The sequence below is a fragment of the Photobacterium piscicola genome (assembly GCF_046058925.1).
GTDB lineage: Bacteria > Pseudomonadota > Gammaproteobacteria > Enterobacterales > Vibrionaceae > Photobacterium > Photobacterium piscicola.
In genome coordinates, this window is record NZ_CP175534.1 from 1,700,486 (window position 1) to 1,721,222 (window position 20,737).

The 20,737-nt window shown below is 40.9% G+C and carries 19 protein-coding genes; 11 read left to right on the plus strand and 8 right to left on the minus strand.

Features of this window, described 5'->3' with window-relative positions; genetic code table 11:
• Nucleotides 1-391 precede the first annotated feature (391 nt).
• From hutW to ACJZU6_RS08175, 4 genes are all read left to right on the plus strand, one after another.
• Nucleotides 392-1,804: a heme anaerobic degradation radical SAM methyltransferase ChuW/HutW gene (hutW, locus tag ACJZU6_RS08160; RefSeq protein ID WP_408900932.1), complete on the plus strand. Its 1,413-nt coding sequence runs from the start codon at nt 392-394 to the stop codon at nt 1,802-1,804.
• A 42-nt stretch (nt 1,805-1,846) separates the two neighbouring features.
• The gene (gene hutX / locus ACJZU6_RS08165; protein ID WP_408900047.1) at nt 1,847-2,374 is read left to right on the plus strand and encodes a heme utilization cystosolic carrier protein HutX; all 528 of its coding nucleotides are present in this window, start codon (nt 1,847-1,849) and stop codon (nt 2,372-2,374) included.
• Nucleotides 2,375-2,505: 131 nt separating this feature from the next.
• Complete coding sequence (gene hutZ, locus ACJZU6_RS08170; RefSeq protein ID WP_408900048.1) at nt 2,506-3,063, plus strand: heme utilization protein HutZ; 558 nt, start codon at nt 2,506-2,508, stop codon at nt 3,061-3,063.
• A gap of 208 nt (nt 3,064-3,271) precedes the next feature.
• Nucleotides 3,272-3,667: a hypothetical protein gene (locus ACJZU6_RS08175; protein WP_080157654.1), complete on the plus strand. Its 396-nt coding sequence runs from the start codon at nt 3,272-3,274 to the stop codon at nt 3,665-3,667.
• Between the two features lie 103 nt (nt 3,668-3,770).
• Here ACJZU6_RS08175 and ACJZU6_RS08180 read toward each other — a convergent pair whose 3' ends face one another.
• Nucleotides 3,771-4,346: a hypothetical protein gene (locus tag ACJZU6_RS08180; protein ID WP_080157653.1), complete on the minus strand. Its 576-nt coding sequence runs from the start codon at nt 4,344-4,346 to the stop codon at nt 3,771-3,773.
• A 411-nt stretch (nt 4,347-4,757) separates the two neighbouring features.
• Here ACJZU6_RS08180 and hypB point away from each other — a divergent pair, with 411 nt between their 5' ends.
• The 7 genes from hypB to ACJZU6_RS08215 all read left to right on the plus strand — a co-directional run bounded on the left by hypB (nt 4,758) and on the right by ACJZU6_RS08215 (nt 10,986).
• Nucleotides 4,758-5,492 carry a hydrogenase nickel incorporation protein HypB gene (gene hypB / locus ACJZU6_RS08185; protein WP_408900049.1) on the plus strand — a complete coding sequence of 245 codons (735 nt, stop codon included), beginning with the start codon at nt 4,758-4,760 and terminating at the stop codon, nt 5,490-5,492.
• A gap of 2 nt (nt 5,493-5,494) precedes the next feature.
• Nucleotides 5,495-5,734, plus strand: a complete 240-nt coding sequence (locus ACJZU6_RS08190; RefSeq protein WP_080157651.1) for a HypC/HybG/HupF family hydrogenase formation chaperone — start codon at nt 5,495-5,497, stop codon at nt 5,732-5,734.
• A complete protein-coding gene (hypD, locus tag ACJZU6_RS08195; protein ID WP_107276315.1) occupies nt 5,731-6,852 on the plus strand; it encodes a hydrogenase formation protein HypD in 1,122 nt (373 codons plus the stop codon). Before ACJZU6_RS08190 ends, hypD begins: the two co-directional genes overlap by 4 nt.
• Nucleotides 6,849-7,880 carry a hydrogenase expression/formation protein HypE gene (gene hypE, locus ACJZU6_RS08200; protein ID WP_408900050.1) on the plus strand — a complete coding sequence of 344 codons (1,032 nt, stop codon included), beginning with the start codon at nt 6,849-6,851 and terminating at the stop codon, nt 7,878-7,880. The genes hypD and hypE overlap by 4 nt, the downstream gene beginning before the upstream one ends.
• Nucleotides 7,880-8,236, plus strand: a complete 357-nt coding sequence (hypA, locus tag ACJZU6_RS08205) for a hydrogenase maturation nickel metallochaperone HypA (protein WP_408900051.1) — start codon at nt 7,880-7,882, stop codon at nt 8,234-8,236. The genes hypE and hypA overlap by 1 nt, the downstream gene beginning before the upstream one ends.
• Before the next feature lie 379 nt (nt 8,237-8,615).
• Nucleotides 8,616-9,641 carry an IS110 family transposase gene (locus ACJZU6_RS08210; RefSeq protein WP_408900052.1) on the plus strand — a complete coding sequence of 342 codons (1,026 nt, stop codon included), beginning with the start codon at nt 8,616-8,618 and terminating at the stop codon, nt 9,639-9,641.
• 463 nt (nt 9,642-10,104) lie between these two features.
• A complete protein-coding gene (locus tag ACJZU6_RS08215) occupies nt 10,105-10,986 on the plus strand; it encodes an HNH endonuclease (protein ID WP_408900053.1) in 882 nt (293 codons plus the stop codon).
• Between the two features lie 86 nt (nt 10,987-11,072).
• Here ACJZU6_RS08215 and ACJZU6_RS08220 read toward each other — a convergent pair whose 3' ends face one another.
• From ACJZU6_RS08220 to torA, 7 genes are all read right to left on the minus strand, one after another.
• A complete protein-coding gene (locus ACJZU6_RS08220; RefSeq protein WP_408900054.1) occupies nt 11,073-12,383 on the minus strand; it encodes a hypothetical protein in 1,311 nt (436 codons plus the stop codon).
• Nucleotides 12,384-12,811: 428 nt separating this feature from the next.
• Nucleotides 12,812-13,357 (minus strand): HyaD/HybD family hydrogenase maturation endopeptidase, encoded by a 546-nt coding sequence (locus ACJZU6_RS08225; protein WP_080157642.1) that lies wholly within the window; start codon nt 13,355-13,357, stop codon nt 12,812-12,814.
• Nucleotides 13,358-13,362: 5 nt separating this feature from the next.
• Nucleotides 13,363-14,109: a Ni/Fe-hydrogenase, b-type cytochrome subunit gene (cybH, locus tag ACJZU6_RS08230; protein ID WP_080157641.1), complete on the minus strand. Its 747-nt coding sequence runs from the start codon at nt 14,107-14,109 to the stop codon at nt 13,363-13,365.
• Between the two features lie 13 nt (nt 14,110-14,122).
• Nucleotides 14,123-15,826, minus strand: coding sequence for a nickel-dependent hydrogenase large subunit (locus ACJZU6_RS08235; RefSeq protein WP_408900055.1), 1,704 nt, complete (start codon nt 15,824-15,826; stop codon nt 14,123-14,125).
• Nucleotides 15,827-15,829: 3 nt separating this feature from the next.
• Nucleotides 15,830-16,966, minus strand: coding sequence for a hydrogenase small subunit (locus ACJZU6_RS08240; protein WP_080157639.1), 1,137 nt, complete (start codon nt 16,964-16,966; stop codon nt 15,830-15,832).
• Nucleotides 16,967-17,394: 428 nt separating this feature from the next.
• Complete coding sequence (gene torD / locus ACJZU6_RS08245; RefSeq protein ID WP_080157638.1) at nt 17,395-18,042, minus strand: molecular chaperone TorD; 648 nt, start codon at nt 18,040-18,042, stop codon at nt 17,395-17,397.
• 151 nt (nt 18,043-18,193) lie between these two features.
• Nucleotides 18,194-20,722: a trimethylamine-N-oxide reductase TorA gene (gene torA / locus ACJZU6_RS08250; protein WP_080157637.1), complete on the minus strand. Its 2,529-nt coding sequence runs from the start codon at nt 20,720-20,722 to the stop codon at nt 18,194-18,196.
• Between the last annotated feature and the right edge of the window lie 15 nt (nt 20,723-20,737).

Consider the following 20,737-nt stretch of genomic DNA (forward strand, 5'->3'; position numbering starts at 1 on the left):
CTAAAAAGAACGTTGTCGATAGTGATTGAATATTGATGCAAAATACCACCCCTTGTGTGTACAGTCCGTTTTGTCAGCATTTTCATGTGGTTACTTAGATAACCATTAATATAGACTCTTTATTTTTAGCCATTATCCACGAAATGCGAATAATATCAATTATCATTTGCAATATTATTCAATGCAAAATATCATGACCGCAAATGAGATAAAGAATCATTGATGGGAATGGCAATGCACCGTTTCTACATTGAAATATCTTGAAATAAGCAGCTTGAAAAGTGATAGCAAATAATCATAAATGATGTGATGTGGGTCGATTTGTCGCCAACCTTATCGAAGTTACACATCACAAGTTACTGAAGAGGGGCTAGTGGATATAGCCATTAATATGATAAATGCCGAACAACCTATATTGCCTATAAATACGCCAGCTAGTTTGGATATATCTAGTTTTGGTGGTGATATATTTGGAGAAAATACGCCGGATCCGTTGCGATTTGGTTTTCGACGTAAATTATCGGCACATGCTGGTGGTGGCAGTCATAATCCTATTGCTCCAGACCAAATACAGCCGTTAGCACAGCAGATTTTGCAACTAACAGACCCACCTTTTAATAAGCGTTGTTTATACGTTCATATTCCATTTTGTCGTGTACGTTGTACTTATTGCAGTTTTTTTGAATATGCATCAAGCCAACGTCTGATTGATGATTATTTTGCAGCATTAATGGTTGAGCTTAAGTATAAAGCTGCGCAACCATGGACGCAGGCTGCACCTTTTCAAGCGGTCTATATTGGTGGCGGTACTCCGACAGATTTAACTGCGGCACAAATTAAACAACTCGGCACCATGATTCGCCATCACTTTCCGTTAGCCTCTGATTGTGAGTTAACGCTAGAAGGGCGAATTAACCGTTTTAGCGATGAAATGTTTGAATCGGCACTTGAAGGCGGGTTTAACCGTTTTTCTTTTGGTGTGCAAAGTTTTGATACACAAGTGCGCCGTAAAGCAAAACGTTTAGATGATCGTGACATAGTGCTGAAACGCGTCAGTGAGTTAGCAGCAACCGATCAAGCGCCAATTGTGATTGATTTACTCTATGGACTGCCATACCAGAATCTTGATGTGTGGCAACTAGATTTAAATGATTTTCTTGATTCTGGTGCCCATGGTGTTGATTTATATCAGCTGATTGAAATGGGCAATACGCCAATGGGGAAAATGGTTGAACAAGGCCGTTTACCAGAGCCGGCTGATACTATGACTAAAGCTTCAATGTTTGAAATGGGGGTAGATTATATGGCTAAACATCATCTACGCCGTTTAAGTGTTAATCATTGGGCGCGCGATAACCGCGAACGAAGTTGCTATAACAGTCTTGCTAAAACCACCGCAGAAGTCTTACCGCTAGGGGCGGGTGCAGGGGGCAATGTTGGCGGTTATGGTTATATGCAACATCGCAAACTTGAACGTTATATGGATGATGTTAATAACCAACGAATTCCACTCGCGATGATGGTTAAATCATCACCTCATGCTGCAGTTAATACGGCAATTAAAGCGGGCTTTGATCGTGGAGTGATTGTTGCAAAACAACTCGATAAGCAAGCCGGTTGGCCATTGTTTAGTTTTTGCATGCCATTATTTCAACAGTGGCAACAACATGGTTTTGTCGAAATAGAACAACTCGGGCATCACCGCTATTTAAATCTGACGTTAGCGGGGCAATTTTGGGCGGTAACGCTGGCGCAAGCCTTGATTCAAGTAATAACGACTGCAACGGTAAAAGCACAATCTTAACCGTGTGAAAATTAAATTTATTAGCTAATTGTAATTAAAAGGATGATAACTGTGTTTACTCGCTATTCTCATGATGAATTAAAAACGAAAGTTGCTCAAATATTGCAGCAGGATGAAAAACTTCATGCAGGTGCAATTGCTGAACAACTACAGGTTACAGAAGGTGAAGTGGTGTTATCGCTGCCATCTGAGTTAGTTTTTCCATTGGCTGGCAATGTGGCACAAACCATCGTAGAGGCATTACCGAGTTGGGGGCCAGTTACGGCCATCGTGCATTCAATGGGATCTATCTTTGAAGTAAAAGCACCGTTTCCCAAAGGAAAATTAGCCCGCGGCTACTATAATTTAATGGGTAAAGAGGGTGAATTACATGGTCATCTACGATTAGATTTAGTTGAGCATATTGCATTAGTCAGTAAGCCATTTATGGGTCAGGAAAGCTATTTTATAGGTTTCTTTTCCGAACACGGTGAATGTATCTTTAAAGTCTATTTGGGGCGAGATAAACAGCGCAACTTATTCTCAGATCAAATTGAAAAATTTCAACAGCTCAAACTACTAGCAAATTAAATGTTTGGTTTATGAGAAGCCGTCATTAGTTAAAAAGAACCATTATTTTAAAAACATGAGTTAAAAATATAATAACAATATAAAAATAGAATGTTAGTCAGTCTGCATTAAAAAGGAAGAAGGGAAATAAAATGGGTGAAGTAAAACAAGAACGACTGCAAAACCGTTTAGGACCAGAGATTAAAGAATTTCGTGAAGCGTGTTTAACACTGCAACTGGCGACGGTTGATATTAATGGCAAACCTAATGTTAGTTATGCACCTTTTGCGTTACTTGATGATGGGTATTACGTCTTAATTAGTCAGATTGCCAAGCATGCGCGTAATTTACTGGAAAATCCTCAAGTCTCTCTCATGATGATTGAAGATGAAACCACGGCCAAAACGTTGTATGCCCGTAAACGATTAACCTTTGAAGCTGATGTGAGTGTGGTTGAGCGTAATAGTGATCGTTGGACATCGGCAGTGGTAGCGTTACATGATCGCTTTGGTGAGATAATTGATGGTTTAAGTGGCTTAGAAGATTTTGTCTTATTCCGCTTAGCACCAACGCAAGGGCTATTTGTAAAAGGGTTTGGTAAAGCGTTTCAAGTTAGTGGTGATGATTTAGTGGATTTTGTTCATTTAGAACAGGGCCACCGTCGTATTAAAGATGGCTCTGAAATTGAAACGCCAACGGATAAATTATAAATAGCATTTGTTCGCAGTCGTAAAATAAACCTACTCATGCCTGTCGATTTATCGCAGGCATGTGTTCGTTTAGGGCGTTATAGCAGACCCTAGCGACAGTAATGATCGAGAAGTTGATCCCGATCATCGTAATTTAGAGCGAAACTTGAACTCAAGTAAATATCAGTGATAATTAACTTATACATTGCTTATTTATTCGGACCATATGATGACGGAAGAACATAAAAAGGGTATTTGGTTTGCATATATTGCCAGCTTTCTAACCCCGTTTACTTTATTATTATCAGGAATTATCGCCATTATTTATGCTGGCTATAAACTTGATAAAGGCGCTGATGAAGTTGCCTATAGCCATTACTACACCATTATTCGTAGCTTCTTTTTGTTTCTTACTTTTTTTGTGGTGTTGGGTGTGTCGGCAGCAACAACAACGGGCATGATTGCAGGTGCTGAATACTGGATTCATAGTGAGATTCTGGATAAGGCGTTGAACGTATTACCGTTTATTGGTGGTGCTATTGCTATCGTTGCGATAGTGGTGTGGTTTGCAAAAATCATTAACGGCATGAAATTGTTAAGTCAAAATCAAGCGGTTAAACTGTAGTTATATATTCTATTCATTAGAGATAAAACAGTAGATATAAAAAAGGATAATCGTTTGATTATCCTTTTTTTTGAATAAAAGCTTATTCAGTTATTTTGCGCAATTATTTTTTAAATTGCATCACAAGTTGATCTAATTGTTTTAGTAGATCAGTTGTTTTTGAATCTTGCTTTTTCATTGCATCAATAACGTCATCTTGTACTTGCTTGTCTTGCTTGCTGATTGCAGGATCATTTAAGATTGAACGTTGTTGCTTCTCAAGCGTAGTACGAATAGTTGTGAATTCTTTAATCAACTCAGTACGCTTGTCATTTGAAATGTCTTTCTTCGTTGCTTCAACTTGAATTTCTTGAGCACGCTTGATTAGTTTTTCTGGTTGGTAGCCCATTGCTTTAACTTTATTGTTAAATGCTGTTTCGTAAGCTTTCATCTCAGTGATCAGTTGCGGGTTTGCTTTTAATGTTTTCACACGAATAGCTGCAAGTTCTTGCTGGATTTTACCAATTTCAGCAGCAACGTGTTGTTGCTCTGCTGTGATTTTTTGAGATGCTACCACAGAGGCATTCGGAGCATCTTGAGCCATCGCTACTGTTGGTGCAGCTGCAAATGCACAAGCTAACGCAACGGGTGCAGCTAATTTTAGAAGCTTGGTTTTTAAGTTAGATGTTTTTGTTTGCATTATGGTTTCTCTTTTGTTCGATGAATAACATTCTTATTCAAGAAGGCGTGAGAGAGCATTAAAAGCAAGTCTCATCGTGATTAATCTTGAAGTGCTTATGACATAACATACGCGTCAAAATTTAGGGTTATGTCATATCATTGTCATTAAGTCTGAAGCTAAACTGAATTGTAAACACATACTTTATCAGTTCATCAGTAAGGACGATATATATATATAATCAATCTAATGATCCGCTAAATAAATTATCACACAAATTGATTTATCCGCTTAAAGCATAGATAATCGACACTCATAATTCTCAGAATTTGAGTGTTCAATAATCTGAACTGAATCCTGTTTAATTTTCCTACCGTTTAGCCATTTTTTGATTAAAACGATAGCTGAAAGCCCCTCTATGCTGGAGTTCATATGTGCCAAGATTGCGGTTGTTCATTACCAAGAGGTGATCACCATCATCACCAACTACAAGCAAACCCTCAATTAAATGATAAAAAGACATTATCAGTTATTCATAAAATTCTAGATAAGAATGATGTGGAGGCTGCACATAATCGCGCCCATTTTGAAGCACAAAATGTGACTGCATTTAATTTGATGAGTAGCCCTGGTAGCGGTAAAACCACATTACTGGAGCATTTACATAAGTATACCGATTTAAAATATGCAGTTATTGAAGGTGATTTAGAAACTTCGCGTGATGCTGATCGTCTAAAAGCACACGGTATTGACGCATACCAAATTCAAACAGGTTCTGCGTGTCACCTTGATGCCTTCATGGTTCATGGTGCGTTACACCATGTTGATCTTAAAAATCTTGATATTTGCTTTGTTGAGAACGTGGGTAACTTAGTTTGTCCTGCAAGTTACGATGTGGGTACGCATAAAAATATTGTTTTAGTTTCTGTCCCAGAAGGCGACGACAAGATTGAAAAATACCCAGTGATGTTTCGTCGGGCGGATGTGGTTCTGATCACTAAATGCGATCTATTACCGTATTTTGATTTCAGCATTGATGAAGCGAAAGCACAACTGAAGAAACTGAATCCTAATGTTGAAGTGATTACGCTATCAACCAAAGATGAAGTAACTTTTGCGCCTTTAGTTAAGTGGCTAACCGCTAATCAACGTCCACAGGAAGCGTAATTATGTGTTTATCGATTCCATCGCAAGTTGTAGAGATTCACGAAGATAATACCGTCACGGTTGATACTATGGGCGTAAAACGTCGCGTAAGCTGTCATCTCTTAATGGACCCGCTTGCTATAGGTGAGTATGTATTGATCCATATCGGTTTTGTCATGAGCAAAATTGATGATAAAGATGCGCAAGAAAGTCTTGAAATGTATCAGTTTATTATGGATGAATCAGGGCCACTTCCAATATGAGTTTCGATCTAAAAAAACTGTATGAAGGCTTTCGTGATGCCGATACAGTATTGAGTTTAGCTGAACAGATTAAGCAACTTGCGGTTGATTTACCTGAGCCGATGCAAGTAATGGAAGTGTGTGGTGGTCATACTCATACCATTATGAAGTATGGTTTAAAGCAGCTATTACCCGAGAATATTGATTTTATTCACGGCCCAGGTTGTCCTGTGTGTGTTATGCCTAAAGAGCGCATTGATCATGCAGCGGCATTAGCGAGTCAACCTAATGTGATTTTAGTTACTTTAGGCGACATGATTCGTGTTCCTGGTTCAAAAGGCAGCTTGGCACAATATCGCGCTCAAGGGTGTGATATTCGACCAATTTACGATCCGTTAGATTGTTTAGCCATTGCGCTTGATAACCCAGATAAAGACGTGGTTTTCTTTGCGATTGGTTTTGAAACCTCAACCCCAATGACGGCGATTTTGATTGAACTCGCCGAGCAACGTCAGATCAATAACCTTTACTTTCATATTAACCATGTATTAGTGCCACCTGCAATTGATGTAGTAATGGCTGATCCTGCAGTGAAAGTGAATGCGTTTATTGGCCCTTCACACGTGAGTGTTATTGAAGGCGCTAAAATTTATCGTACAGTGGTTGAAAAGTATCAAACGCCAGTCGTGGTTGCAGGATTTGAACCCGTTGATGTGATGGAATCTATTCTGCGCTTAACCAAGCAAAGAGTAGCAGGCATTGCTGAACTTGATGTGCAATATACACGCGCGGTAACAGAAGAAGGTAACACGGTTGCTCAAGCGGCGGTTAAACGTTGTTTTGATATTCGTGATAGTTTCCGCTGGCGTGGTTTAGGGCCGATTGCTAACTCAGCATTACAACTTAATGAAAAATATCGCCATCGTGATGCTGAAATTAAATTTGCTGCTTGCTTGCCAATGACACCGATTGATGATCATAAAGCCTGTCAGTGCGGTGATATTCTACGTGGTTTAGCAAAGCCAAAAGATTGTAAAGTCTTTGGTCGTGGTTGTACGCCACAAACGCCACTTGGCAGTTGCATGGTGAGTTCAGAAGGTGCGTGTAATGCGTATTTCCGTTACCGAGGTGTAAAATGAGTGAACAAGATTTCTCCGCTTTATCGACTACAAAATCTATTCAACTAAGTCATGGCGGTGGCGGTCAAGAAATGAATAAACTCATTAAAGGTTTATTCTTTAAAGCGTTTGATAATGCGATTTTGCGTAGTGAAGAAGATGCTGCGGTATTAACCCTTGAAGGCAAAACAGCCTTTACCACTGATTCATTTACAGTGTCACCGTTGTTTTTTGCTGGTGGTAACATTGGTAAATTAGCCATTGCAGGCACTGTGAATGATTTAGCGATGATGGGTGCACAACCGCAATATTTAAGTTGTAGTGTGATTATCGAAGAAGGGTTTGAAATCGATAAACTTAAAACTATCGTTAATAGCATGGCAAATGAGTTAAGTATTTCAGGTGCTAAAATCGTTTGTGGTGATACTAAAGTAGTGCCTAAAGGGTGTGCTGACGGTATTTTTATTAATACCACCGGTGTTGGCAAAATCATGCAAACAGGCATTTCAGTCCGTAATCTTGCTGATGGTGATGCAATTATTGTTTCGCGCGATGTCGGTCGTCATGGCGCGGCTATTTTAATGGCGCGTGAAGGCTTAACCCTTGAATCTGAGCTTATCAGTGACTGCAATACGTTATGGCCTGCGGTTGAAGCATTAATTGCGGCAGGGCTTGATATTCATGCAATGCGTGATGCAACCCGTGGCGGTTTATCTGCGGTATTAAACGAGTGGGCGCAAGCCTCTGATGTGGGTATCAACCTTGTTGAAGATGATGTACCTGTAAGTGAAGAAGTGCGCGGCTTATGTGAGTTATACGGGTTTGAACCGTTTGATTTAGCCAACGAAGGCACGTTTATTATTGCATTGCCCCAAGCACAAGCGCAAAAAGCATTAGAAGTGCTTGAAGCCTTTGCCGCTTGTGACAACGCCTGTGTGATTGGTTCGGTTAATAATGAACATACGGGTCGTGTTATTCTAACCAGTGGTTGGGGCAGTCGTCGTTATCTTGACCTTCCTCAAGGTGAATTATTACCGAGGATCTGTTAATGCACGAGTATTCCATTGTTGGCGCTTTAATCGAACAATGCGAACAACATGCTCGTGATAACAATGCAGACAAAGTTACCCGCGTTGCAATTAAAGTTGGCATTTTAAGTGGGGTAGAACCAGCCTTACTTGAAACGGCTTTTCAGACTTTTAAGCTGGAAGGCATTTGCCATGACGCTGAGTTTGAAATGAATATTCAGCCGCTGGTGTTATCCTGCCTCGAATGTGGACAAGAAACCACTCATAACGAGCGCAGCATTATTTGTCAGCATTGCGGTAGCAATCATACTCAGGTACTTGATGGCGAAGACTTAATGCTAATGCAGCTAGAAGTTGAGCAAAGCAAAGACGCATAAGCAGCGATTATCACTAAAAAAGGCTATATCAGTTAATGCTGGTATGGCCTTTTTTGTTGGAGGAAAATCAGGTTCGAGTCATTGAGTCATCGAGTCATCGAGTCATCGAGTCATCGAGTCATCGAGTCACCGAGTTACTTTACCCCCGCCATTCCCTACAACGAATGCCAACTTAACCCCGTCATTCCCTACAGTGAATGCCCGCGAGGGCGATAGGGAATCTACTATCCATGCGTTGTCGAGTGACTGTATTCATTGGCGTCTTTGAAGCTCAAATACGCGGTGAATAGATCACGGATAGCCCTCAATGGTATGGACTCCCCACCTTACTGACATTGTCAGCTACAGTTATAGCGTCAACCAAAAAGGAGCCCATACCATGAATAAGCCTAGCACTATTTGTATTGATCTCGCTAAAAACGTTTTTCAAGTTGCATTGTTTAATCAACATGGAAAATTAAAGTCTAATCAAAAAATGTCTCAAGCTAAAATGGTCACATTTATAGCCCAATATCCCGCATCTATGATTTATATGGAGGCGTGTGGTTCTGCTCATTATTGGGGGCGATATTTTCAAAATAATAAGCATCATGTTCATCTTCTCCCACCTCAAATTGTCAGGATGTATCGAGCGGGTAATAAAAATGATGCAAATGATGCTCTTGCTATTTATGAAGCAGCCCAACGTCCAGACATACACTTTGTTTCAGTCAAAACAACTGAGCAACAAGATATAGCAAGTGTGTTGCATCTCAGAGAAAGTTATATAAAACAAAGAACAGCGATATCAAATCGGATTAGAGGCTTTGCCTTGGAATATGGAATAAAATTCCCGCAAAGCACCACTAAATTACGTGCTTTACTTCCTCTTGAATTGGAAGATCCTAATAATGGATTAACGTCTTCTGCCCGTTTTGTTTTACATCAGCTTCTTAATCAGCTTATTGAACTTGATAAGCCTATTCAGGAGGTTACTGATTATTTAATCGCTTACGCTAAACAAATACCAGCCTGTCAGTTACTAATGACATTAAGAGGCGTTGGCTGGATAGTTGCCAGCGCACTTTATGCTCGAATGGGCGATGCTTCAGCATATAAATGCGGACGCGATGCAAGTGCCAGTATAGGTTTAGTCCCCGCTCATTCAGGTAGTGGTGGTCATAATAAGCTATTAGGTATAAGTAAAAAGGGAGATCGAACATTACGTGCAGTCGTTGTACATGGGGCAAGATCTGTCGTTAGTAATATCAAAGATAAATCAGATCAACTTAGTTGCTGGCTAAGAGCCTTACTTGAAAGAAATCATTTTAATAAAGTTGTTATAGCATTAGCCAATAAGACCGTCAGGATGGCTTGTGCCATGCTGAAATCAAACCAACCTTACCAAGAAAAGCTGCCTGCTTAGTAGTGCTTAGATAAGGTTGCGATGTAACATGAAGTGCAATATCTCACCAATGTAGTTGCAAGAAACCGTGGATAACGTGTAATCAAAGCAGGCAAGGAAAAATCTGAGAGGGACGACGGTGTTGATACACCTTTAACTCGTATAGAATCCTTGCAACGTGAATGAAGCCATACAGGTTCGGGGTAGCTCCCCATAAAGAAACCGAATATACGTGCACTTGCCAACACGCTTTCTCAAACTCTTGCATTACACGGGGAGTCCATATACGTTCCTCAACTTCCGGGATGACGGGATGACGGGAAAATAACCAACACCATTCTCTATATATCACTCAGCTTTTAATCGTAAGTAACAGGTATTTTAACTTAGTTGCACATTCATTATGATGCGCATCACATTTTCAATAGGTTAAGCATGATATTCCATAGGTTGAGTAATAGAATCCATCACGGAAAATTATCTATTGAGTAAATACTCAGCTGATAAATTATTAGTTGGAGAGAATGTGAATAACCTATCGATAAAACAAGAAATAGAACGTCGTAAAAAGTTATTTAATAAGATCACGTATGATGATAATGCAACAGATGTTACTGCAGGCCAATTAAGAGAATTTGGTATTTACAGTGGTGCTGCTGGAGTATGGGTTAATACTGCATTAACCAAAGGTATTGTTTCTGATGATGCTGGTGTTGCTGTAAGTATTTTACATACAGGCAAAGATTACGATGATGATTTTTCAGAGAAAGGTATTAATTACGATTTTCCCGCAACAAAACGACATGGTTCCCATGATAAAAATGAGATCCAAGCCCTTAAAAATTGTTTTGACGCTAAAATTCCTTTATTTGTTATTAGCAAATCAGCTAACAAAAAATTAAGAAATGTACATTTAGGTTTAATTGAAAATTTTGATAATCAGCAGAAGAAAACCTATATAAGATTTATTTCTTTAAAAGAACTTGATGAAAATGATTCAATATTAATAAAAGAAACCCAGGCTGAATATAATATTAAATTTAATAATGCTGTGGGTCATTCTCTAATTAGTACATCAGCTGAACGCAAAAAAAGAATGTTATCAGCAGATAAGGCTCCTCAAAAAGTACTAAGATCTGTTTATGACTATAATAGAAATCCTGATGTAGTGGCGGAAGCCTTATATCGAGCAAAGGGTATCTGTGAAAAATGTCGTCAGTTTGCACCATTTACGAAAAAATCCAATGGTGAACCTTATCTAGAAGTCCACCATATTAAGCCCTTATCTCAAGGTGGCGAAGATTCACTTAAGAATGTGAAAGCTCTATGCCCTAACTGCCATCGTGAAATGCACTTTGGTAAATAGAAGTATTGGTTAGTAACAAAAATAACCCCACAAAAAAGCCCCATCACTTAAAAGCAATGGGGCTATTTAATTCAATAGAATAAACCTTAACGGCGGCGCATTTTTAAGAACAAGGCACCAGCACTTAAGTTGCTGCCATCAAGTTCTAACTTGCGGTTTGTTACGATAGGGAAGTTCTTACCTACACGTAAGCAGATGCGATCTGCCAGCACTTCATTAGCAAAGTCACTACCTGCAAGGGTAACGGCTTTAATGCCAGTGGTTTCGTCCATACGTTCGATCCAGTTAGCAATATAATCAGCTAATGAGTCCATTACACCAAAGGCGAGTTTGTCATAGTCGACTTCATCAACCACTAAACTGAAGCTCATTAAACTGCCAAGCATTTTTGCCCAATCAATGGTGCGTTTGCTATTTACCATGTCTAATGAAAAATCAACACGATGACCTTGGTTACTATCATTGTGTAGTGATTTAGCGATCAGTGCATCGTTAAGATATTGAACGCTATCATGCCCCGATTTTGATAGGCCAAGAACCGTTGCAACAACAGCAAATAAGCCTGAAAGTTGATCATTACACTCATTCAAGACTAGCTTGTTAAGATCATTATAACTCACCGGTATTTGGTGCTTAAACTTAGCCAAAACATCCGCTTGCTCACCCGCAGCTAATACTGCAATCATTTCTGTGCCAGAATGTGGCAGGGTAGGCATCACTAAGAACGTATCTGTACGAGTGAATTTATCTTGGCTGACAATTTCACCAGCAGCATAACGACCAAAATAAATCGCGGCACTATGACGACCAACACCTGATTCTAACATTCCGCCATGCAATGCACAGATAGGCAAGGTATGAGCGGGAACATCATTAGAATGATTGGGTTGGTAATCAAACCGAATTCGGCGTTTGCTCCAATAGGCGTTTAGGCCATTGATGCAAGCTTGATCGTGCAAAGGCTCAACCGATTTAAACGGCACTAGAGGATGAATAGCAGGATCACTACAAACCTGACTCCACCCTTTATTAATGCGTGCAATTAACGGTTGTTGATGATTGGTTTCAATGTGTAAATAATCGATACCACGCACACGCAATATTTCAGTGAGTACTGTTAAGACGCGATTGTAGCTAAAGCAGAGATCATATAAAGGTTGATCAAGCTGAGCATGGTGACGTTTAGCGCGAACAGTGACACGGGGTTTTTCTAAGCTTGATAACGCTAATACATGGATTGATGGCACGATAAAATGCATCGGTACATTATTAGGGTTACAGATAATAACTTGTTGACGCTGATGCTGTGTTGCAGCAATCGGACCACGGCTTAGATGAAACTCGTGTTGTTGGTTGTTAGGCAGCGGTAAGCTAAAGCTAACATGACCCGTGTTCATTACCGTATCAGCCCATTGCTGAATTTGTTCATTGCTAATCGATGAATCAACCAGTTTTTCACCATGGCAATGGGAACAGGTAATGCCAATCTCACCAAAGAGTTCAGATTGGTTATCACCAAGAGCGGGTTCGCAATAACTGCAAAACGGTAAGTGATGTGGCGTTGTTGTTAAAGGAACAATACGCCCTTCACGGTGACGAATTTCTTTAATTGAAGAGTCAATCAGCCAAATAGACAGTAAAAAATCTTTTGCTATTTTGTCTGCTAGTGCTTCAAGTTGTGGTTGGGTGCCAACGGCTTCAATGATATAACGATTTTTTTCATAGCCAATGGTAATTTCTACTGGCTGGCTCGCTAAATAATCGTTACATAATTGCGCATAGAAGGGCACAGGACGTGAACAGGTAAAAGAAAACTGAATTAATTTCATTGTTCAATACCTCGCTTGTAAGCAGTTGGAATCAGGCTGTTAATATCAATATTGTTCACTTTTTCGCAATCTATGTCGAGTGCGGAAAGGTGTTTAATCAATGCAGACTCCATAATCGGTATTGCAGCATTAATTTTAGACGTTAAACCCATGTGCATAGGTTCTAAAACTGTTGGTGTTACCCCTAAAACATACGTTTTTGGACGATCGCCAACCAATTCCATCATGATTAATGTTTGTAGCATTTCAACTTCGTGAGCACTACCTTGCCAATCGATTTCAGCAGGGGCTTTATCAAAGTCAAAGAAATACACTTCACCAGCATCTACATCGGCGGCATTAACAGTATCAACCACAACCAGGTGGTCGTATTGGGTTAATGTCGGAATAAGACAATGTGCTAACGTGCCGCCATCAATAAGATCAATCTGATGGTCGGGGTGCGTAAAGCGGTAATTTTCTGTGAGATAATTGACGAAATGTACGCCGACTCCTTCGTCGGCGTACAAGACATTGCCAATACCAAGCAGCAATATCTTCATTTGCGCTAGTGGCCTTTATTTTTTGAATGACTATTGTGGTGAGCATGATGCTGGACTGGATGATTGCCTTTATCTGCTTTTTTTACGTTTACTGGGTGGTAATCGTAACCAGACATAATGGCATCAGCTGAACCGTTACGGAAACGGATCCCTGTCCAAATCACCATATACACGTGGATCAATACAAAAATAATGAATGCCCAAGTAATATAATGGTGCCATTTACGCACTTCATCTAACCCGCCCATCGCGTATGCGACCCATTGAGCAGGTTCCCACATCATGCCACCAATACCTAAGTGGTACACATTAGCATATAGCGTTAAGCCAGTCACACACATGAAGATGGCAGCGATAGAAATCCCTGCGTAAACCATGAGTTGCAATGGACCATAAGCGCCACGGTGGGGTGCATTACCCATCCAAAAATAAGCTTTGATCTGTTTTACCCAGCTCTTTGGACTGATGATGTCCTGAATTGAGCGGCGTTCAACATTACTGTGGCTGAAAAAGAACAGATAGACACGAATTAAGGTCACGGCAATTAAAATAAAGCCTAACACCTCGTGCACTAAACGGATCCAGCCTTGCTCAAGCACATTGGTGCTATTGGGTGCAACTAAAAACGGCCAAGCAATATAAAAGCCAGTAACAACTAACCCAAAAATTGCAAAGGCACGTAACCAGTGACATAAACGGATAATGAATGAAAATACATAGGATCGTTTATACAACACGGTATCTGTTGACATGATAAATCCTTAGTTACATTGCCTGAGCTGGAATACGGAATTCACTCAATGATTGGCCTTTATAATCCATTACGTGTACTGAACACGCCATACAAGGATCAAATGAGTGAATAACACGCAATACTTCTAGCGGTTTTTTCGGATCTTCAAGGTGTAAACCCACTAACGATGCTTCGTATGGTCCCACTTTGCCGTTACCATCAATAGGACCTGCGTTCCATGTTGTTGGTACTACTGCTTGGTAGTTTTCAACTTTTGCATCTTTAATGCGTAACCAGTGACTCAAGAAACCACGCGGTGCTTCAATGATGCCTACACCTTTGTATTCTTTATCAGGATCAATGGTAGGTTCAATGTAAGTTGTGTGGTCTGAATTGAGGTTGTGCACCATAGATTCAAAAGTTTCTAAACCATAACGAGAGATGGTTAGGGTATGTAACATACGACCAGCAGTACGACCTAGAGTGGTAAATAATGCACCAGCAGGAAGACCTGTTTGTTTTAGGAATTCATTTACAATCGGTGTTACGCGTGGGTTGCCTTGAGCGTAGTTAACCACCATAGTTGCTAGTGGGCCTACTTCTACTGGATCGCCATTATAACGTGGTGATTTAACCCAAGAATATTTACCCGCTTCATTGATTGTAGGGCGCTTACCAACAATGGTATCGCGCTCAATAAATGGCGTGTGCTCAGGGATAGTTGTGCCATCGTATGGATGTTGAGGCTTATTAGCGTCGTACCATGCGTGAGTCACGTCTTCCGCAATCAGATTAATATCAACCTTTTCAGCTTTAGATAAATCTTTATTACGAATAACGCCACTTACGAATAAGTGCTCATCTGAGTTAAGTAAAATAGATTCACTACACATGAAGGTATCAACGTTACAGCCACCGAGCACACTTGGCGCTTTACCGTAAGCGGCTGCCGCCATTAAAATGTCAGCTTGATATGCACGTTCAACAAAATCTGCAACATGTTGATATTTTTGCTTAAATTCTTGTAGGCGAGCAGGGTCTAACATGTCGCGTACACAGGTTACGCCACCAACAACAATCGATTGTGGGTGTGGGTTTTTACCACCCCAAACCGCCATACATTCTGCGGCAATGCGCTGAATTTCTAGTGCTTTAAGGTAGTGGCTTAAACCGATTAAGTTTTGCTCTGGTGTGAATTTGTAAGTTTTGTTGCCCCAATAAGCATTAGCAAATGGACCTAACTTACCGGTATTGACTAAGCCCTGTACTTTTTCTTGTGCAGCACGTAAATCACCTTCACCAGCAGCCATTGGTGTTGCTGAATATTTCATTGCCTCAACCGCAGCTTTTGCAGGATCAGCACTTAATGCAGAAACAACATCTATCCAATCTAGACCATGCAGAATGTAGAAATGCACAATGTGGTCATGCAATTGCAGGGTAGTTAGAATCAAGCTTCGAATGTATTTCGCGTTGATAGGCACTTGGGCATTGATTGCATCTTCAACCGCTAACGTACCACATAGGTAGTGTGATGATGTACATACACCACAGATGCGTTGCATTAATAGGCCGACATCGTATGGTGTACGACCTTTCATGATAATTTCAAGACCACGAAATAGGGTAGAAGATGCCCATGCTTTGTTGATTACGTTATTCGCATCAAGTTCAACTTCGATGCGTAAGTGGCCTTCGATACGAGTAATGGGATCGATAACGACGCGCTTGCTCATGAATTATTCCTCGACTTTTTTAGCAAAAATACTGCTGACGGCGTGTGCACCAATACCTACGGCAGTGACACCTAAAATAACGGCACCAATGGTATCTGCGGTAGCATCTAAACCATGGACAGGTTGACGGCTTAATGGTTTTTCGAAATCTGCCATGTCATCCCAGAAATCAGGTTCAGAACAACCGATACAACCATGACCTGCAAGTACTGGCCAGCTGGTGTGAGCATTAAAACGCTCTGTAGGGCAGTTGTTATAAGTGTAAGGACCTTTACAACCCATTTTAAATAAACAGTAACCTTGTTTGGCATTATCATCACCAAATTGAGTTACGAATTCACCCGCATCAAAGTGACCACGGCGCTCACAGTTATCATGAACACGTGCGCCATAAGCCCATTTAGGGCGGTTGAAAATATCTAATGCAGGCAGGCGACCAAACATGATGAAGTACATTAATGTACCAGTAATGTTGGTCGGGTTTGGTGGACAACCCGCAACGTTAACCACTGGACGGTCAATAATCGTACCGACACTTTTTGCGCCTGTTGGGTTAGGGCGTGCGGCTTGGATACCACCGAAAGATGAACATGTACCCACACAAATAACCGCGGCTGCATCTGCGGCAACGCGTTTAATCAGTGATACACCCGTTTCAGCTTTGCTGCCTATAGTAAGGAAAGTACCGTTGTTAGCTGTTGGTACGGCACCTTCAGCAGCAAGTAGGTATTGACCTTTGTAGGCTTTCATTGCGTTATCAAGGTTTTCTTCTGCTTGATCGCCAGCGGCAGCCATGAGCACTTCTTGGTATTCAAGTGATACATGTTCAAACAGTAATGTACTAATATCTGGTGTAGTACTACGTACTAATGATTCAGAACAACCAGTACATTCGGCAAGGCTCAACCATATAAGTGGTACACGATCTGAAAGCTCTGCAGCTTCGGCAACCATGGTACTAAAAGGTAGGGGTAGTGCCAGTAATGAAGTGATGGTTGCACTCCAAATCATGAAGTCACGACGGGTAATGCCATTTTTTTCAAGTTTTTTCTGAAAAGAACCCTCACGAAGAGGTTTCATTTTTCGAAGCTCGGCAAGACGTTTTTGGCCGAGTTCAAAAAGGGCTGCATGCGAATCCATCTATCAACCTTGTTAGCTATGATTAAATATACTTTGGAAGTATTACTATTTAATTTTATGACTTAAATCAATACAATTAATTGATCTACATCAGATTTTGAAAATTTGTGTGACAATATAAAAAGTCAAAAATGACGCTATGCATAATTTAACGATTGATAATGATAATTGCTATTATTTCAATGTGTTACGGCACTTTTTGTAACTGTAACACTATGATAAATAATGGTTTTATTTGAAGTTGTGATTTGGATAATTGATCAACTAGATGCGTGGTTATGCAATATAAAAGCGAATTAAAATATAAATATTTCGTAGGGAGGTTGGGGGGAATTCTAAAATTAGATTTTTTTAGTAATACGACACAAAAAATGCCCTTATTTGATTAAATAAAGGCGTTTTTAATGGGCAGGATTGGCTAAATAAGCTTACTCACCAAGTAGAAATTTCTTATCAAGCATACAAAAAGCGAGCAATAGATTTGCAGCGGCAGCATAGAAACCAAACTGGTCTCGAAGCTGACATTCTTTAGCAAATAAGGGTAACCAGTTTAATAGCATGGTGTTGATGAATGACAGCTGTGATTGCATTAATGCTTCACGTTGTTCTTCTGTCTGTTGCTGATTACCCATGATGATTAAATTGCCCATAAAGTCTAATTCAATCGCAAGATGATCTGCAGGTTCATTAAATTCTTTGCGCTGGGCAATATCAAATGATGCCATAAGCTCATGCATTTCTTGTGCTGGCTTATCGTTTAGTAAGCCTGTTTTACCGACATACATTGATGCGTAAGGCAACGCCCCTGATTTTGGTGTACTTAAAAATAAACCACAAAAATCAGCAGCAAGTTCTAGTTGTTCGTCACTACGTGCATGTGATTTTTTAATAGCAGCACGGAAAGTATCGACAGGTGCTTTTAATTCCTCAGTCATACCAAGACCAGACAGGAACGTATACATCTCACCGCCATGGTATTCATGTAGATCTGCATCACTTAATTCACGGGCAAAAAGCGAAGACATCCACCAGTAGATTTCAGCACGTTGTTCGTTGAATGCGATAAATTCTTGCATGGTCACTCCAGACATAAAACATATTCAAATAAAGCAGTTAGGTAGAGTATACCTAAGGGTTATTAGAATAGGTTCTAAAAAATGAAATAAAGGCGATGAAAATAAGATTCATCGCCTTTATGGTTTGATTTACTATGCTAACAACAAGGGATTATTTATCCATTGCTGGGAATAGTGGGTCAATACCTGTTTCATAAGTTGGACCATTAAAGCCCGTTACTTCAGGTACGGGACCAGTGTACTTCTCAATATCAACCACAGCAGTATGTGCTGATGTTGCTTGTGCTAGCTTAGAAGTACCGATATCTAACGTTAGTACGTTTGGATCGCCATAAGTACAAATTGTACCCGCTTTACCACCATCAAGTGGGCTATACCAAGCACCCTCATGAATACGACATACGCCTGGAGAGTAGTCATCAGTTACTACTGCGCCTGCCAATACTTGACCACGACCGTTAAATACACGTACCAAATCACCTGATTTAATATTACGTGCGGCTGCATCTTGAGTATTGATGTAAATCGGCTCACGATCTGCAACAGCATAAGTTGCACGGAAGTCAGTTGATGAACATAACTGTGAGTGCAAACGGTTATTTGGGTGACAGCTCTGTAAGTGAAGCGGGTAGACATCAGAGCGTGGGCCACCGTGACTACGTTCTTCTTTTTCAAACCACATTGGGTGACCTTGACAGTCGTTATAGCCCATATCTGCGATTGTCTTACAGTAGATCTCGATAAGACCTGATGCTGTACCTAGTGGCTCAAGATCCGGTTCGTTACGGAATGATTCGTGACGTACCCACTCTTTGCCCGCAGGGAATTCAATATAACCATCACCTTCCCAGAATTTAGCGAAGGTTGGCATACGAACACCGATACCACGGCCTTGCAGACGCGCACCGTTGTAGATCTCTTCAATGATTTCCATTTTCTTTTTACCGCCAGTAAATGCTTCTTCACGGTTGAAGCGTGCACATAGCTCACGGAAAATATCAAAGTCATCTTTAGATTCAAACATTGGCTCAACAATCTTACGTAATGCAAGGATACCTTTGTTGGAGTGGTTACCAAACTGTTCGATATCATCACGCTCGTAAGTGGTTGTTGCAGGTAAGACGATATCTGCAAAACGACATGTCGCTGTCCATTGGTGCTCGATAGAAACAACCGTCTCTAGTTTTGTCCACGCTTTGATCATACGGTTACGATCTTGGTGGTGAGCAAATGGGTTGTTACCACTGAAGATCGCCATCTTCATGTATGGGAAGGTGATTTCGTTACCGTTCCATTGAATCTTCGTACCTGGGTTAGAGATACAATCCACAAAACGTGCAACAGGGATCGTTTTTGCGTAACCTTTAAATGAACCGTTGTAGATTGGTTCTACGCCAGTAACACCACTAAAACCAGACATCAGTGGGCCAGCAGACGTGATAGTACCGGCATCGTTGTAGTGCCAGCCGAAACCGAAACCACCACCAGGTTGACCAATTTGACCAAGCATTGCAGCAAGAACAACCAGCATCCACGCCCATTGCTCGCCGTGTTGCATACGCTGTAGACACCAACCACCCACAAGCTGAGTACGACCACCCGCCATTGTACGTGCTAGTTCACGGATCTGACTTGCCTTGATGCCAGAGATTTTCTCTGCCCACTCAGGTGTCTTAACGATACCGTCAGTTTCGCCCATTACGTAAGGCATGAACTTGTCAAAGCCTGTGGTGTAGTTTGCGATGAATTCTTTGTCGTATAGATTTTCAGTGTATAGCGTGTGCGCAATCGCCAGCATCAACGGAATATCTGATTGTGGGTGTACAGGTAACTGCTCACCACCAACAAACTTCATGGTTTCGTTGCGTACTGGGTCAATGTGAATAACTTTAATTTCTTTGTTTTTCACTTTTTCAGCAAGCTGCTGGTATGAGCCGTATACGCTGTGATCAGGAACCAACCAACCTACTTGAAGGTTTTTAACTGGATCCGTACCCCACATTACGATGGTATCTGTGTTTTTAAGTACGATATCCCAAGAGGTTTGCTGTTCGTAAACTTCCATTGCACCCGCAACGTAAGGAAGAATAACTTGTGCAGCACCTGTTGAGTAGTCACCCATTTTACCAAGGGTAGTACCATGAAGGCTGATACCACGCTTCATCATTGTACCGGCGTTGTGTAGTTTACCTACAGACTGCCAGCCAGTATGACCTGCGTATAATGCACTTGGGCCGTAAGTTTCTTGAACACGGTTTAATTCGTGTTGGAAGAAATCTAATGCTTGTGACCAAGGCACACGTACAAAACGGTTGTTACCACGTTGGCTTGTATCAGAACGGTAGCCTTGCTTTAACCAATCGATACGTACCATTGGGTATTTAACACGTGCAGGGTTATAAACCACTTCACGTACGGCATCTAACATAACTGTTGGGTGTGGGTCTTTCTCAAACGGCGTGGTTTCAGTCCATACACCGTTCACTACTTTAGCGCGGAAAGCACCCCAGTGAGAGCCACAAAGCACTTCACCGTTAAAGCCTGATACTGTTTCTGTCGCAGCCATTGCTTTACGAGGAGCAAGTAGGCTAGTACCGACAACGGATGCAGCACTTGCAATCGCTAAACCTGATAGGAAGCGGCGGCGTGTAATGCCTTTATGATTGTTTTGAGTCGCCATAGTTGGAGAATCCTT

Coding starts and splice junctions, on each gene's coding strand:
- ACJZU6_RS08225 (WP_080157642.1), bottom strand. CDS start 13,357: ATGAAGATATTGCTGCTTGGTATTGGCAATGTCTTGTACGCCGACGAA.
- cybH (WP_080157641.1), bottom strand. CDS start 14,109: ATGTCAACAGATACCGTGTTGTATAAACGATCCTATGTATTTTCATTC.
- hypE (WP_408900050.1), top strand. CDS start 6,849: ATGAGTGAACAAGATTTCTCCGCTTTATCGACTACAAAATCTATTCAA.
- ACJZU6_RS08235 (WP_408900055.1), bottom strand. CDS start 15,826: ATGAGCAAGCGCGTCGTTATCGATCCCATTACTCGTATCGAAGGCCAC.
- hypB (WP_408900049.1), top strand. CDS start 4,758: ATGTGCCAAGATTGCGGTTGTTCATTACCAAGAGGTGATCACCATCAT.
- torD (WP_080157638.1), bottom strand. CDS start 18,042: ATGCAAGAATTTATCGCATTCAACGAACAACGTGCTGAAATCTACTGG.
- ACJZU6_RS08180 (WP_080157653.1), bottom strand. CDS start 4,346: ATGCAAACAAAAACATCTAACTTAAAAACCAAGCTTCTAAAATTAGCT.
- ACJZU6_RS08210 (WP_408900052.1), top strand. CDS start 8,616: ATGAATAAGCCTAGCACTATTTGTATTGATCTCGCTAAAAACGTTTTT.
- ACJZU6_RS08190 (WP_080157651.1), top strand. CDS start 5,495: ATGTGTTTATCGATTCCATCGCAAGTTGTAGAGATTCACGAAGATAAT.
- hypA (WP_408900051.1), top strand. CDS start 7,880: ATGCACGAGTATTCCATTGTTGGCGCTTTAATCGAACAATGCGAACAA.
- hutZ (WP_408900048.1), top strand. CDS start 2,506: ATGGGTGAAGTAAAACAAGAACGACTGCAAAACCGTTTAGGACCAGAG.
- ACJZU6_RS08240 (WP_080157639.1), bottom strand. CDS start 16,966: ATGGATTCGCATGCAGCCCTTTTTGAACTCGGCCAAAAACGTCTTGCC.
- ACJZU6_RS08175 (WP_080157654.1), top strand. CDS start 3,272: ATGACGGAAGAACATAAAAAGGGTATTTGGTTTGCATATATTGCCAGC.
- torA (WP_080157637.1), bottom strand. CDS start 20,722: ATGGCGACTCAAAACAATCATAAAGGCATTACACGCCGCCGCTTCCTA.
- ACJZU6_RS08220 (WP_408900054.1), bottom strand. CDS start 12,383: ATGAACACGGGTCATGTTAGCTTTAGCTTACCGCTGCCTAACAACCAA.
- hypD (WP_107276315.1), top strand. CDS start 5,731: ATGAGTTTCGATCTAAAAAAACTGTATGAAGGCTTTCGTGATGCCGAT.
- hutW (WP_408900932.1), top strand. CDS start 392: ATGATAAATGCCGAACAACCTATATTGCCTATAAATACGCCAGCTAGT.
- hutX (WP_408900047.1), top strand. CDS start 1,847: ATGATAACTGTGTTTACTCGCTATTCTCATGATGAATTAAAAACGAAA.